This is a genomic window from Streptomyces sp. NPDC041129 (genome assembly GCF_055592265.1).
On sequence record NZ_JBVIYV010000006.1, the window covers coordinates 220,138 to 233,046 of the forward strand.

Consider the following 12,909-nt stretch of genomic DNA (forward strand, 5'->3'; position numbering starts at 1 on the left):
GATGGCCTCCACCACCCCGCTCGCCTCCCTCGGCCCGGCCACCGGAGACGGCCCGCTGCTGGCCGGCACCGGCGGCGACCCCGGCACCGCGCCGGCCGATCCGGCCCTGGTGGGCCACAAGTTCTCCCGGCAGCACGAGATGCTCCGCGCCGGGCTGCCCGTACCCGCCTTCTTCGCACTGACCGCCGAGGCGTACACCGCCTGCGTGCCGGTTCCCGCCGGTTTCCCGGGCGCCGGGGCGAGCACCGAGGAGCTGACCGCCTGGGCCCGCGCGGCCCGCGACGAGGTCCGCGCCGCCCCGCTGCCGCCCGGCCTCGCCCGGCAGGTGCTCACCGGCTTCGACGAACTCGCCGGTCCCGAAGGGCTGGTGGCCGTGCGCGGCTGCGTCGCCGCCCAGCCGGACGGCAGCGGCGAGGACGGCGCCGACGACCCGTTCGCCGGGCTCTCCGACAGCTACCTTTACGTCCGCCGGGAAGCCCTCCTGGACCGCGTCGCGGACTGCTGGGCCTCCGCCTACAACCCCGAGGCCGTGCTCTACCGCGTGCGGCGCGGCGTCGACGCCACCGCCGTCCGGGTCGCGGTCGGCGTCCAGCGCATGGTGCCCGGCGTGCGGTCCTTCGTGATGTTCACCAGCGATCCGCGCGGCGGCGCCGACCAGGCGGTGGTGGCCGCCGCACACGGCATCGGCGAGGGCATCGTGCAGGAGAAGGCCGACATCGACCACTTCTTCATGGACCGCGCCACCGGCACCGTACGCGCCGAACTCACCGTCAAGTCCGTCATGGCGGGCCTGGACCCGGCCCGGCCGGACGCCGGCCCGGTGCTGCTGCCCGTCCCGGACGCGCTGGGCGAACCGCCCGTGCTCTCCGACGACGAGGTGCGCGCCATCGGCGAGCTGGCCGCCCGCGCCGAGGACCTCTTCGGCGGCCCCCAGGACATCGAGGGCACCCTCACCGCCGACGGCCGGATCCACCTCGTCCAGGCCCGGCCCGTGGTCCGTGCCGCGGGCCCGGGCGCGGAGAGCGCGCCGCCGGTGCCGTGGACCAACCACAACCTCACCGAGTCCTTCCCCGGCGTCACCTCCACGCTGACCTACTCCCAGGCCCGCGTCTTCTACCGGACCGGATTCGCCGACTTCTACCGGCGGCTCGGCGTGACCGAGGACTCCCTGCGCCGCAACCAGCACCACCTCAGCCGGATGATCGGACACCTCGACGGGCGGGTCTACTACCGCCTCGACGCCTGGTTCGCGCTGCACGGCCAGATTCCCGGCTTCGACCTGATCCGCCCCATGTGGCAGCGCTCCCTCGGCCTCACCGAACGCGACCAGGACGCGGCCCCGGACCGGGCGGCCCGGCGCCGCGCCTGGAAGCAGGTCCTGCGCGCCGCCCCCCGCCTCACCCGCGCCTACGTCGCCCAGCCGCGCCGGCTGCGCGAGTTCCTGCGCTGGTGGGACGACCTGATGGCGCGCTGGCCCTCCTTCGACGACTGCACCGCCGACGAACTCATCGCCCGCTACCGCACCATGTGGACCGAGGCCGAGCACCGCTGGGGCGTCACCATGGTCGCCAGCTACTTCGCCCTGGTCTCCCTGACCTTCGCCGACGCCCTCCTCGACCGCTGGGTGCCGGACGGCGCCGCGCTGCTGCCCCGGCTGATGGGCGGCGGCCGTCCCAACCGCACGCTCGCCTCGGTCCGTTCGGCGCTCGCCCTCGCCGAACGCGCGGCCGCCGACCCGGCCCTGCGCACCGCCGTCCTGGAACGCCCCGCCCCCGAGGTCTGGCGGGAGATCACCGAGGGGACGTACGGGACCGGCACCGCCGACGCCTTCGCCCGGCACCTGCGGACCTACGGCGACCGCGCGCTGCACGACCTGAAGCTGGAGGTCCTGACCCCGCGCCAGGAACCCTGGCAGATCGTCACCGCGCTGCGCCCCTACATCGCCCAGGGGCTCACCGTCGCCGCCAACGAGGCCGACGAGGCCGCCGCCCGCGACGCCGCCCGGCAGGCCCTGCGCGAGGCCTGCCCCGCCCCGCTCAAGCGGGCCGCGCTCGGCGCCGTACTGGCCTCGCTGCGGTTCAGCGTCAAGGCCCGCGAGGACACCCGGTTCTGCCGCAGCCAGCTCTACGGCGTCTCCCGCGAGGTCATGCGCGGGCTCGCCCGGCGGCTCGTCGAGGCGGGACTGCTGGACCGGGCCGAGGACGTCGTCCACCTCCAGACCGAGGAGGTGCTCGGCGCCTTCGACGGCACCCTGCCCGACACCGACCTGCGCGCGCTGGTGCGCCGGCGCGCCGCCCGGTTCGCCGAGAGCGCGGCCGCCGCCGACCCGCCCGCCTACTTCACCGTCCCCGGCGGCCTGCCCGTGCCCATCGCGCTGGCCTTCCGCCACGACACCGCGGCGGCGGGCGGCCCCGACGCGGACGGCGTGCTGCGCGGCATCGCCTCCAGCAGCGGCACGGCACGCGGCCGCGCCCTCGTCGTCCGGGACACCGACGTGCCGCCGGAGGCGTGCGTGGGCCGGATCCTCGTCGCCAAGGAGACCGACCCCGGCTGGCTGGCGCTGATGATGGCCGCCAAGGGCATCGTCGTCGAGCGCGGCAGCCTCGTCTCGCACACCGCCATCAGCGGCCGGCTGCTCGGCGTCCCCACGGTCGTCGCGGTCCGCGACGCCATGACGGCCATCGAGGACGGCGCCTGGATCGAGATCGACGGCACCGCCGGCACCGTACGCCTGCTGCCCGGCGAGGGCACCGCGGCGGAGGAGGACGGACCGTGCGCGTAGCGAACCTGTTCATCGACGGCCTCGGCTGCTACCTGCCCCGGCCCTACCCGGCCGACCGCGCGGTCGCCGAGGGCCGGTACGCCGAGGACGAGTGGCGGGCCGGCGGCTGGACCGGCGCCGCCGTCGCGGGGGACGTCTCGCCGCCCGAGATGGCGGTGGAGGCCGCCCGCACCGCGCTGGAACGCTCCGCGCACCCGGCCGCCGACATCGCGCTCGTGCTGCACGCCTCACTGCACGAGCAGGGACCCGAACTGTGGACCCCGCACCAGTACGTGCTCCGGCACGCGGTCGGCACCCAGGTGCCGGCGATGGAGGTCCGGCAGGGCTGCAACGCGGCCCTCGGCGCCCTGGAACTGGCCCACGGCCACCTGAGCGCCGACCCGTCCCGCACGGCCGCGCTGGTGACCGCCGCCGAGAACTTCGGCACCGAACGCGTCGACCGCTGGCGCTACCAGAGCGGCGCCCGGATGAAACGCCCGTCCGTCCTCGGCGACGCGGCGACCGCCGTCGTGCTGTCCACCCGCGGCGGCTTCGCCCGCGTCCTGTCCCTCGTCTCCGGCTCGCTGCCCGAGCTGGAGGAGATGAACCGGCCGCGCGGCCCCCTCTTCCCGCCCCGGCGCACCCGCACCGGCCGGATCGACCTGGTCGCCCGGATGATCGACTACGCCCGCAGCGACCCCGGCGCCGCCACCCTGGCCCGCAAGGCCGTGGACGCGGCCCGCACCGAGACCGGACTGCGCGCCATCGCGGACGCCGGGCTGCGGCCCGGCGACATCACCCGGGTCACCCACGTCCTGTCCGGGGGCCCCGAGTACATCCGCTCGGTCCTCGAGCCCCTGGGCATCGACCCGGCCCGCGGCGTCCTCGAATTCGGCCGCGCCCTCGGCCACATGACCACCAGCGACCACTTCGCAGCCCTTCACCACCTCGTCGAGACCCGCCAGGTCGGCCCCGGCGACCGGGTGCTGATGCTCAACAACAGCTTCGGCGTCTCCCTGTTCGCCGCCGTCGTCGAGATCACCGCCACCCCGTCCTGGGCCACCGGGACGCCCTCCCCGTACAAGGAACGGACATGACCCAGCCGCAGACCCTCGCCCCGGCACCCGAGTCCACGACCGCCGTGGACGGGTGGATCGACGCCCTGAAGGACGGCTGGCGGGCCCGCGACGCGGACGCCATCGCCGCCCTCTTCACCGACGACGCCGTCTACCACCAGGGGCCCTATGGCGCCCCGCACACCGGCCGCGAGGCCGTCGCCGCGCACTGGCGCACCACCCTGTCCCGGCAGAAGGACGCCCGCATGTGGTTCGGCGAGCCCGTCGTCTCCGGCGGGCGGGCCGCCGTGGAATGGTGGTGCGTCCTGTACGATCCGCGGACCGGCGCACCCCGCAACGCGGCCGGCTGCCTGGTGCTCCGCTTCGCCGCCGACGGCCGCTGCGCCTCCTTCCACGAGTACTGGCACGGCGCCCCGGGCCAGGAGCTCGAGCCCGCCGAGGGGTGGCTGCGATGACCGGGGCGCCCGCCGTACGGTGCCCGGTCACCGGGGCCGGCCCGGACCGGCAGCCGCCCGCCTACCCCTTCCCGGACCTGCCCGGCATCTGCCTCGACCCCGGCCGGCTCGCCCGCTTCCGCGAGGAGCCGCTGGTACCGGTGCGGCTCGGGAACGGCCGGGACGCGCTGCTAGTGACCCGCCACGAGGACGTCAGGACCGTCCTGTCCGACGACCGATTCAGCCGTGAGGCCTGGGCCGGCGGCACGCTGTTCGCCCGGAGGTCCAGCGCCCTGGCCCTGGTCACCAGTGACGCGCCCACCCACACCCGGCGCCGCAGCCGGGTCCAGGCCCGCTTCACCCACCGCAGGGCCGAGGAGGACCGGCCGCGCATCGCCGCGATCGCCGCCGGACTCCTGGACCGACTGCGCGCCGCCGACGGCCCCGTCGACCTGATCGCCGAGTTCACCACGCCGTTCCCGTACCGGGTGATCTGCGAGATGCTCGGCGTGCCCGTGGCCGACCTGGACCGGCTGCTGCCCGAGGTCACCGTCATGATGTCCGCCGGGCGCTTCACCCCCGAGGAGAGCGCCCGGGCCCACTCCTTCATGTACGACTACTTCTTCGGGCAGCTCACCGAGCGGCGCGCGGCCGTCGAGGCCGGCCGGCCCGGCGACGACCTGCTCACCCAGCTCCTGACCGCGCCGCCGGACAGCAGGCTCAGCGACGAGGAGATCGCCGTCTTCGGCTTCGGCCTGATGATGGCGGGCGGCGAGACCACCGCCTCCCACCTCGCCATGTGCGTGCTGCACGTGCTCACCACGCCCGGCCTCGCCGACCGGCTGCGCCGCGACCCTTCGGCGGTCCCGGCCGCCGTGGAGGAACTGGTGCGCTGGGTCTGGTTCGCCGGTACCGGCGGCCAGCCGCACGTCACCACCGAGGAGGTGCGCCTGGCGGACCGCGTCCTGCCCGCCGGACAGGTGGTCGTCCCGCTCACCGACGCGGCCAACCGCGACCCGGACGTCTTCCCCGATCCGGACGTCTTCCGCGCCGACCGCTCGCCCAACCCGCACATCGGCTTCGGCCACGGCCGCCACCTGTGCCTCGGCGCGGCCCACGCGCGCGTGGAGCTCCAGGAGGGCCTCACCGCCGTGCTCGACCGGCTCGACGGACTGGAACTCGCCGTCGACCCGGCCGAACTGAGCTGGCGGGACCGGATGTTCATGCGCGGAGTGTGGGAACTCCCGGTGCGCGTCCGCCCTACGGGTCAGGCACGGCCGTGCTGAGCCGCTGGGCCCGCTTCGTGGCGGGCAGCTACCCGCCGCTGCCGTCCGTGGCGTTCGCGTTCCTGTGGGCCTACGGCGTCTCCGGGCTGTTCGCCGTCGTCCAGCCCGCGCACCCCGCGTGGCGCCCCGGCGTGGGCACCCTCACCGCGGCGCTCACGCTCACCGTCACGCTGCTGCTGATGCGGGCCGTGGACGACATCCGCGACCTCGCCTACGACCGCGCGTTCAACCCCCGGCGGCCGCTGGCCTCCGGCGCCGTGCGCGAGCGCGACCTGTTCGTGCTGTGCGCGGGGGGCGCGGCCCTCGTCCTCGCCCTGAACGCGGGCCGGCCGGCCGCCCTCGCGGTGCTCGCCGGGCAACTCCTCTACTGCGCCCTGGTGCTGGCCGCCGACCGGGTCCTGGACTGGCCGCCGGGCGACCGGCTGCTGCTCAGTCTCCTGATCAGCTTCCCCGCCCAGCTGCTGCTGCACATCTACCTGTACACCCGCTACCTGGGCGACACCGGGCAGGGCGCAGGGCGCGGGGGAGTGCTGGCCATCGTGATCACCGTGCTGGTCACCGTCCACCTGGAGTTCGCCAAGAAGATCACCCGCAGGCTCGAGCCCGGTGAGCGCAGCTACGTCAGCACCCTCGGCCTCGGCGGCACCGTCGCCGTGGCGCTCACCGCCCCCGTGCTGTCGGTGCTGCTGCTGGTCACGCAGGCGCGCCCGGAGGCGCTGCTGGTGCCGCTGGCCCTGCTGCCGCTGCTGCTGCCCGCCCGGGCCGGCTGGCGGTTCTTCCGGGCCCACGCCCCGCGCTGGCCGGCCGCCTCCGCCGCCTACTACGTCCTGTCCACCTTCGCCTGCTACCTGGCACTGAGCCTGGCCTACGGCTGACCGGCCTCACGAGCCGGCGACGGTCGGCTCCGCCGCCCCGGGGCGGAGGTCCCCGGGGCGGCGGAGTCGTCCCGGGTGAAGGCCCACACCGCCGCCTTCGCGGCCGCCTCCACCAGCGAGATCCCCCCGGCCTGCGTGGTGGTGCCCCGCGACAGCACGGCCACCAGGTACCCGGTGCCGTCCACCGTCACCCGCCCGACGCTGTTCACGTCCCACAGCCCGGTCGTACTGCGCGGCAGCCACCCGTTCTTCAGCGCCCACGAGGAACCGGCGGCCGACACCCCCCACTGCTGATCGGCCTCCACGGCCCCCATCAGCTTCCGCACGTACGCGCGCGAGGCGGCGCTCAGCTCCGACTCCTCCCCGAACACCTGCCGCAGCAGCCGGAGCTGATCCGCCGCGGTGGTCTGGGTCAGCCCCCACAGCTCACCGTCGCCGCCCGAGGTGTGCGTCAGCCCGAACCGCTCGTTCGCCGCGTCCAGCCCGCCGGCGCGGCCGATGGCCCGCCACAGCGCGGTCGCGGACGCGTTGTCGCTGTTCTCGATCATCTTCGTGGCGTGCGCCCGCTCCGCAGCGGTCGGCTCCCGGCCCGCGTCCTGCGCCTGGAGCAGCAGCGCGGCCAGGATGTCGACCTTGACGATGCTCGCCGTGTCGAAGGTGTCCGTCCCGTACGTGGCGCTCTCCCCGGAGCCCGTGTCCAGCACCGCCGCCGACACCAGGGCCCCCGACGGCACGGGCACCGACGCCATGGACTGCGCCAGCAGCGCCTTCCGGTCCACCGTCACCGGCTGTGCCGTGCTCTCCACCGACGCCTCCCCGCCCGCCGCGGCCGAGGAGGAGGCCGACGGCGACGAGGCCGACGATACGGTCCCGGCCCCGGAGTGCGCGCGCGCCTTCACATAGAGCGTGCCGCCCGCCGTGACCCCGCCCATCGCGACCACGGCGAGGGCGGCGAACAGCAGCGTGCGGCGCGAGCGGCGGGCGCGGCGGCCGGATCCGGAGGACTCCATGCCCGCGATGCTCGGGGCGGTCGCTGTGCGCTCCGTCGGACGGACCTGAGAACCACGTCAGTGAAGGCCGGAGTCCCCTGTGAATCCGGCTCCGGGCCGGGACGGGCGCGGCGCCGGCCTCCCTATAGGGTCGGGACCGTGGCGAAGAAGAACATTCCCGACTCCGGCTACTCCGACGACGACGGCTCCGCCGACCCCCGGCTGAGCGCCGCGCTCACCGCCTGGGCCGGGGACCGCACGGCCGTGGGCCCGGTCCTCGCGGCGCTGAAGGGCGCCCGGCTGCTGGTTCCCGTCGTGGCCGTGCTCGGTGAGGTGGAGGAGGACGAGAACGGGCTTCGCCGCGAGAAGACCAGCGACATGGCGGTGCCGACCCTGAAGGCGGGCGACCGCACCGCCCTGCCCGCGTTCACCTCCACCGAGTCCCTGGCCCGCTGGGACCCGTCGGCCCGGCCCGTCGCCGTTCCCCTGCACCAGGCGCTCGAGGCCGCCGCGCACGAGAAGGCGGACACGGTCGTGCTCGACCTCGCCGGACCGGTGCCCTTCGAGTTGACCGGCCCCGCGCTGCTCGCCCTGGCCGAGGGCCGCACCAGCACCGACCCGCTCACCGACCCGGCCGTCCTGGAGGCCGTGCGCGGCGCCGTCGCCGCCGAGCCGGCGGTCCTGCGCGCCCACCTCGGTCCCGGACAGGCCGACGGCACCCTCGCCCTCGTCCTCGACCCCGCCGCCGCGCCCGCCGAGGCCGCCCGCGCGGTCGCCGGGCGGCTGGCCGCCGACGAGACGCTGAGGGCCCGCCTGGTGCGCGGCCTCGACCTGGCACTGCTGCCGGCCGGGACCACACCTCCGGGCGAGCCCTTGTTCGTACGGGAATGAGTACGCGGGTCGCGTACGGCGGGAGTACGGGGACGGGTCAGCCGTAGACCGGGCCGGTGTACTTCTCGCCCGGACCCTGGCCCGGCTCGTCCGGCACGATCGACGCCTCGCGGAACGCGAGCTGCAGCGACTTCAGGCCGTCCCGCAGCGGGGCCGCGTGGAAGGAGCTGACCTCGGTGGCGCTCGCGTCCAGCAGACCGGCGAGCGCGCCGATCAGCTTGCGGGCCTCGTCCAGGTCCTTGTACTTCTCGCCCTCCTCGCTCAGCCCGAGCTTCACGGCGGCGGCGCTCATCAGGTTGACGGCGACCGTCACGATCACCTCGACGGCGGGGACCTCGGCGATGTCCCGGGTCATCGCGTCGAAGTCGGGGGACTCAGGAGGGGTGTCACTCATGCCCCACACGATAGGCGTTCCGCGTTACGCCTTCTCAATTAGCCCTTGTCAAGCGATCCTGCTAACCTTGTTGACGACCGGTCGGACACGCTGTGCCCGGCCCACAAGTGGAGGCTCCGATCTCCCACCTGACCGCCCCACGGGCGGCGGGTCTCCGGTCAGACGGCCACCATCGTTCCGTACGGACGATGGAGCCGTCCGAATTGCGCCCCGCGGTCCCCGCGGCGGTGCTCCGGTAGCTATGGGAGCCCCGCCTGTGATCGTCCGGGGCATTTTTTGTGCTTCGGCGCGGTTAGGTCTGTCGAAACAGACATACGCGGCTGTCCGCCAGGCGGTCGCGTGGTGCTACCGAGGAGGATCCATCAGCGCCGAGCCCCGCATCAACGACCGGATTCGCGTTCCCGAGGTGCGACTCGTCGGTCCCAGTGGCGAGCAGGTGGGCATTGTCCCGCTGGCCAAGGCACTGGAGCTTGCGCAGGAGTACGACCTGGACCTGGTCGAGGTCGCGGCGAACGCCCGTCCGCCCGTGTGCAAGCTCATGGACTACGGGAAGTTCAAGTACGAGTCGGCCATGAAGGCCCGTGAGGCGCGCAAGAACCAGGCGCACACGGTCATCAAGGAGATGAAGCTCCGGCCGAAGATCGACCCGCACGACTATGACACCAAGAAGGGTCACGTCGTCCGGTTCCTCAAGCAGGGCGACAAGGTCAAGATCACGATCATGTTCCGTGGCCGCGAGCAGTCCCGCCCCGAGCTGGGCTACCGACTGCTGCAGCGTCTCGCGGAAGACGTCCAGGACCTCGGTTTCGTGGAGTCGAACCCGAAGCAGGACGGCCGCAACATGATCATGGTCCTCGGTCCGCACAAGAAGAAGACCGAGGCGATGGCCGAGGCTCGCCAGGCGCAGGAAGCCCGCAAGGCGGACGCGAAGGCCAACCCCGGCAAGTCGCAGAACGCCGCCGAGGCCGAGGTCGAGGCGCCGTCCGAGGAACCTGCCGAGGCGTGATCCCCGGGGGACGCGAGTCCCCGAGGATGTAACCGAAACAAGAGCGACGCTCCACCGTGCCCGGTTTTCACGACCGGGCACCGGAGCGCCACCGACGAGGAGAGAACGGCGCTATGCCGAAGAACAAGTCGCACAGCGGTGCCAGCAAGCGCTTCAAGATCACCGGCTCCGGCAAGGTGCTCCGTGAGCGTGCCGGCAAGCGCCACCTGCTCGAGCACAAGTCGTCCCGTGTGACGCGTCGCCTCACCGGCAACGCCGAGATGGCCCCGGGCGACGCCGCGAAGATCAAGAAGCTTCTCGGCAAGTGACGCCCGGCGTCGCCTGAGCGACGCCGTACGTCTGGACCGGGACCCATTCGTTTCCGGGCCGCGTGAGTATCCCCGCGGCCCCGCTACAAGGAGTTAAGAAGTGGCACGCGTCAAGCGGGCAGTCAACGCCCACAAGAAGCGCCGGGCGATCCTCGAGGCGGCCTCCGGCTACCGCGGTCAGCGTTCGCGCCTGTACCGCAAGGCCAAGGAGCAGGTCACCCACTCGCTGGTCTACAACTACAACGACCGCAAGAAGCGCAAGGGCGACTTCCGTCAGCTGTGGATCCAGCGCATCAACGCCGCTGCCCGCGCCAACGGCATGACCTACAACCGCTTCATCCAGGGTCTGAAGGCCGCGAACGTCGAGGTCGACCGCAAGATCCTGGCCGAGCTGGCCGTCAACGACGCCAACGCGTTCGCCGCGCTGGTCGAGGTCGCCCAGAAGGCTCTGCCGAGCGACGTCAACGCGCCCAAGGCTGCGTGACGCCGCGCCGGCCACAGCCGACGTGACTGAAGGACCCGCAGGCTCTGACGGCCTGCGGGTCCTGCTGTTGCCCGGCGGCGCGATTCGTTCGGCCGCGGGCCCGCTGCGGCCGGTCGCGCGGTTCCCCGCGCCCCTCCGGGGCGCTGCTCCCTGCCGGCGCGGTGAACGGAACCGTGCGCCGAGGTTCTCCTGAAGGTGAAGAAGAAGATGCCCCCCGTCAGCCCCGAGTTGATCTCGTCCCGGTCCGGTCGTGTCGCCGCTGCCCGACGGCTCGGCAAGCGGAACTTCCGGGGGAAGGACCGGCTGTTCCTCGCCGAGGGCCCGCAGGCCGTCCGGGAAGCCGCCGGGCACCGGGTGGGCGGCACGCCCACGCTCGTCGAACTGTTCGCCACGGTCGAGGCCGCGGAGCGGTACGCCGACATCGTCGGGGCGGCACGCGAGGCCGGTGCCCGGGTGCACCTCGCCTCCGAGGACGTCATCGCCGACATCTCCACCACCGTCACCCCGCAGGGCCTGGTCGGCGTCTGCCGGTTCCTGGACACCCCCTTCGAGGACGTCCTCGCCGCCCGGCCCCGGCTGGTCGCCGTGCTCGCCCACGTGCGCGACCCGGGCAACGCCGGCACCGTGCTGCGCTGCGCCGACGCCGCCGGCGCCGAGGCCGTCGTACTCACCGACGCCTCCGTCGACCTGTACAACCCCAAGGCCGTACGCGCCTCCGTCGGCTCCCTCTTCCACCTGCCCGTCGCCGTCGGCGTGCCCGTCGAGCGGGCCGTCGAGGGGCTGAAGGACGCCGGAGTGCGCATCCTCGCCGCCGACGGAGCGGGCGACCGCGACCTGGACGAGGAACTGGACAAGGGCACCATGGGCGGCCGCACCGCCTGGGTGTTCGGCAACGAGGCCTGGGGGCTCCCGGAGGAGACCCGCGCGCTGGCCGACGCCGTCGTGCGCGTCCCCATCCACGGGAAGGCCGAGAGTCTGAACCTCGCCACCGCCGCCGCCGTATGTCTCTACGCGTCGGCGCGTGCCCAGCGCGCCTCCGGTGGGTGCCGCTCCGTCACCCAGAGCTAGTAGGGTGTCCAGCTCGGCGCCCTGCGCCGGCTGAGAGGTGGGGTACGGGAATGAGGGTGGTCGGCAGCAGCACCGCGCCGGACGGGCGGGACGCGCGCCGCGCACCCGCGCCCCGGCACGCCGACCGCGCCGGCACCGGCCCCGGCATCGACCCCGACGAGCTGCCCGACGGCCTGGTGACCGCCGACGAAGAAGGCCGCGTGACCTGTTTCAACGCGGCCGCCGAACGCATCACCGCCATCCGCGCCGAGGACGCCCTCGGCCGGCACCTGGAGAAGGCGCTGCCCCTGGAGGATCTGGAGGGGCGGCGCTGGTGGCAGCTCACCGACCCCTACGGCGGCCTCGCCATCCGGGTACGGCAGCCCGAGCGCAACCTGCTGCTGCCCGGCGGACGTGAGGTGCTGGTCTCCGCGCGGTACGTGCGCGACGAACCCCTCGGACCGGTGCGTGGGGTGGTCGTCTCCCTGCGGGACACCGAGGCCCGCCACCGCACCGAGCGCAGCCACGCCGAGCTGATAGCGACGGTCGCCCACGAGCTGCGCTCCCCGCTCACCTCCGTGAAGGGCTTCACCGCCACCCTCCTCGCCAAGTGGGAACGCTTCACCGACGACCAGAAGCGGCTGATGCTGGAGACCGTCGACGCCGACGCCGACCGCGTCACCCGCCTCATCGCCGAGCTGCTGGACATCTCCAGGATCGACAGCGGGCGGCTCGAGGTGCGCCGGCAGCCCGTCGACATCGGCGCGGCCGTCGGCCGGCACATCCAGGCCTACGTCGCCGCCGGCCAGCGGGCCGACCGCTTCCTGCTGCGCGTCGAGCAGCCGCTGCCCGCCCTGTGGGCCGACCCCGACAAGGTCGACCAGGTGCTGAGCAACCTGCTGGAAAACGCGGTGCGCCACGGCGAGGGAACCGTCACCATTGACATCACGCCCGCGCCGTCCCCGCGCGAGGGCGAGGAAACGGCCACGTCGGTCACGGTGAGCGACGAGGGGCCCGGCATCCCGGAGGAATCCATGAACCGCGTCTTCACCCGCTTCTGGCGGGGCAGCAAGCGCGGCGGGACGGGCCTCGGGCTGTACATCGTCAAGGGCATCGTCGAGGCCCACGGCGGCACCATCACGGTCGGCCGCGCACCGGGCGGCGGCGCCGAGTTCCGATTTACGCTGCCCGTGTGCACGCCGGCGTATCTCGCCTAGCGGCCCACGGGCCATTCGTCCACCCCCACCCCGTTAGAATCGGCCTTTGGCACCTTTGTGTCCTGCACACGGCCCGCAGAGAGCCACAGCCGGTTCGAAGCCGGTGACGGGGACCGTCCGCCAGCCAATCGGAAGCACGGG

At 73.8% G+C, this 12,909-nt stretch carries 13 protein-coding genes; 11 read left to right on the forward strand and 2 right to left on the reverse strand.

The window, feature by feature from the left end:
- Position 1: 1 nt before the first annotated feature.
- From ACZ6B1_RS21115 to ACZ6B1_RS21135, 5 genes are read left to right on the forward strand one after another with little or no spacing between them, the layout of a single operon-like run.
- Positions 2-2,782 carry a PEP/pyruvate-binding domain-containing protein gene (locus ACZ6B1_RS21115; protein ID WP_468780491.1) on the forward strand — a complete coding sequence of 927 codons (2,781 nt, stop codon included), beginning with the start codon at positions 2-4 and terminating at the stop codon, positions 2,780-2,782.
- On the forward strand, positions 2,773-3,858 hold the full coding sequence (locus tag ACZ6B1_RS21120) for a ketoacyl-ACP synthase III family protein (RefSeq protein WP_468780493.1): 1,086 nt from the start codon (positions 2,773-2,775) through the stop codon (positions 3,856-3,858). The genes ACZ6B1_RS21115 and ACZ6B1_RS21120 overlap by 10 nt, the downstream gene beginning before the upstream one ends.
- A complete protein-coding gene (locus ACZ6B1_RS21125; protein WP_468780495.1) occupies positions 3,855-4,292 on the forward strand; it encodes a nuclear transport factor 2 family protein in 438 nt (145 codons plus the stop codon). Before ACZ6B1_RS21120 ends, ACZ6B1_RS21125 begins: the two co-directional genes overlap by 4 nt.
- Positions 4,289-5,557, forward strand: coding sequence for a cytochrome P450 (locus tag ACZ6B1_RS21130; RefSeq protein ID WP_468780497.1), 1,269 nt, complete (start codon positions 4,289-4,291; stop codon positions 5,555-5,557). The genes ACZ6B1_RS21125 and ACZ6B1_RS21130 overlap by 4 nt, the downstream gene beginning before the upstream one ends.
- On the forward strand, positions 5,551-6,432 hold the full coding sequence (locus ACZ6B1_RS21135) for a hypothetical protein (RefSeq protein ID WP_468780499.1): 882 nt from the start codon (positions 5,551-5,553) through the stop codon (positions 6,430-6,432). Before ACZ6B1_RS21130 ends, ACZ6B1_RS21135 begins: the two co-directional genes overlap by 7 nt.
- On the opposite strand, the gene ACZ6B1_RS21140 is transcribed toward ACZ6B1_RS21135, so the two are convergent.
- The gene (locus ACZ6B1_RS21140; RefSeq protein WP_468780501.1) at positions 6,423-7,442 is read right to left on the reverse strand and encodes a serine hydrolase; all 1,020 of its coding nucleotides are present in this window, start codon (positions 7,440-7,442) and stop codon (positions 6,423-6,425) included. The genes ACZ6B1_RS21135 and ACZ6B1_RS21140 overlap by 10 nt on opposite strands.
- A gap of 138 nt (positions 7,443-7,580) precedes the next feature.
- Here ACZ6B1_RS21140 and ACZ6B1_RS21145 point away from each other — a divergent pair, with 138 nt between their 5' ends.
- Complete coding sequence (locus ACZ6B1_RS21145) at positions 7,581-8,312, forward strand: SseB family protein (protein ID WP_468780503.1); 732 nt, start codon at positions 7,581-7,583, stop codon at positions 8,310-8,312.
- 37 nt (positions 8,313-8,349) lie between these two features.
- Here ACZ6B1_RS21145 and ACZ6B1_RS21150 read toward each other — a convergent pair whose 3' ends face one another.
- Entirely contained in the window at positions 8,350-8,706 is a 357-nt protein-coding gene (locus ACZ6B1_RS21150) for a DUF1844 domain-containing protein (RefSeq protein ID WP_351664041.1), read from the reverse strand.
- 361 nt (positions 8,707-9,067) lie between these two features.
- Between ACZ6B1_RS21150 and infC the strand changes: the two genes are divergently transcribed.
- The 5 genes from infC (at position 9,068) to ACZ6B1_RS21175 (ending at position 12,768) form a co-directional block, all read left to right on the forward strand.
- Positions 9,068-9,712, forward strand: coding sequence for a translation initiation factor IF-3 (infC, locus tag ACZ6B1_RS21155; RefSeq protein ID WP_468780891.1), 645 nt, complete (start codon positions 9,068-9,070; stop codon positions 9,710-9,712).
- A 113-nt stretch (positions 9,713-9,825) separates the two neighbouring features.
- The gene (rpmI, locus tag ACZ6B1_RS21160) at positions 9,826-10,020 is read left to right on the forward strand and encodes a 50S ribosomal protein L35 (protein ID WP_003977225.1); all 195 of its coding nucleotides are present in this window, start codon (positions 9,826-9,828) and stop codon (positions 10,018-10,020) included.
- Positions 10,021-10,120: 100 nt separating this feature from the next.
- Positions 10,121-10,504, forward strand: a complete 384-nt coding sequence (gene rplT / locus ACZ6B1_RS21165; protein ID WP_199209865.1) for a 50S ribosomal protein L20 — start codon at positions 10,121-10,123, stop codon at positions 10,502-10,504.
- A gap of 207 nt (positions 10,505-10,711) precedes the next feature.
- A complete protein-coding gene (locus ACZ6B1_RS21170; protein WP_468780505.1) occupies positions 10,712-11,572 on the forward strand; it encodes a TrmH family RNA methyltransferase in 861 nt (286 codons plus the stop codon).
- Positions 11,573-11,622: 50 nt separating this feature from the next.
- Positions 11,623-12,768 carry a sensor histidine kinase gene (locus ACZ6B1_RS21175; RefSeq protein ID WP_468780507.1) on the forward strand — a complete coding sequence of 382 codons (1,146 nt, stop codon included), beginning with the start codon at positions 11,623-11,625 and terminating at the stop codon, positions 12,766-12,768.
- Positions 12,769-12,909 lie beyond the last annotated feature (141 nt).

Bases quoted from the DNA above. Each gene is read 5' to 3' on its own strand.
- ACZ6B1_RS21115 (WP_468780491.1), top strand. From the start codon at position 2: ATGGCCTCCACCACCCCGCTCGCCTCCCTCGGCCCGGCCACCGGAGAC.
- ACZ6B1_RS21125 (WP_468780495.1), top strand. From the start codon at position 3,855: ATGACCCAGCCGCAGACCCTCGCCCCGGCACCCGAGTCCACGACCGCC.
- ACZ6B1_RS21130 (WP_468780497.1), top strand. From the start codon at position 4,289: ATGACCGGGGCGCCCGCCGTACGGTGCCCGGTCACCGGGGCCGGCCCG.
- ACZ6B1_RS21140 (WP_468780501.1), bottom strand. From the start codon at position 7,442: ATGGAGTCCTCCGGATCCGGCCGCCGCGCCCGCCGCTCGCGCCGCACG.
- ACZ6B1_RS21150 (WP_351664041.1), bottom strand. From the start codon at position 8,706: ATGAGTGACACCCCTCCTGAGTCCCCCGACTTCGACGCGATGACCCGG.
- rpmI (WP_003977225.1), top strand. From the start codon at position 9,826: ATGCCGAAGAACAAGTCGCACAGCGGTGCCAGCAAGCGCTTCAAGATC.
- ACZ6B1_RS21170 (WP_468780505.1), top strand. From the start codon at position 10,712: ATGCCCCCCGTCAGCCCCGAGTTGATCTCGTCCCGGTCCGGTCGTGTC.
- ACZ6B1_RS21175 (WP_468780507.1), top strand. From the start codon at position 11,623: ATGAGGGTGGTCGGCAGCAGCACCGCGCCGGACGGGCGGGACGCGCGC.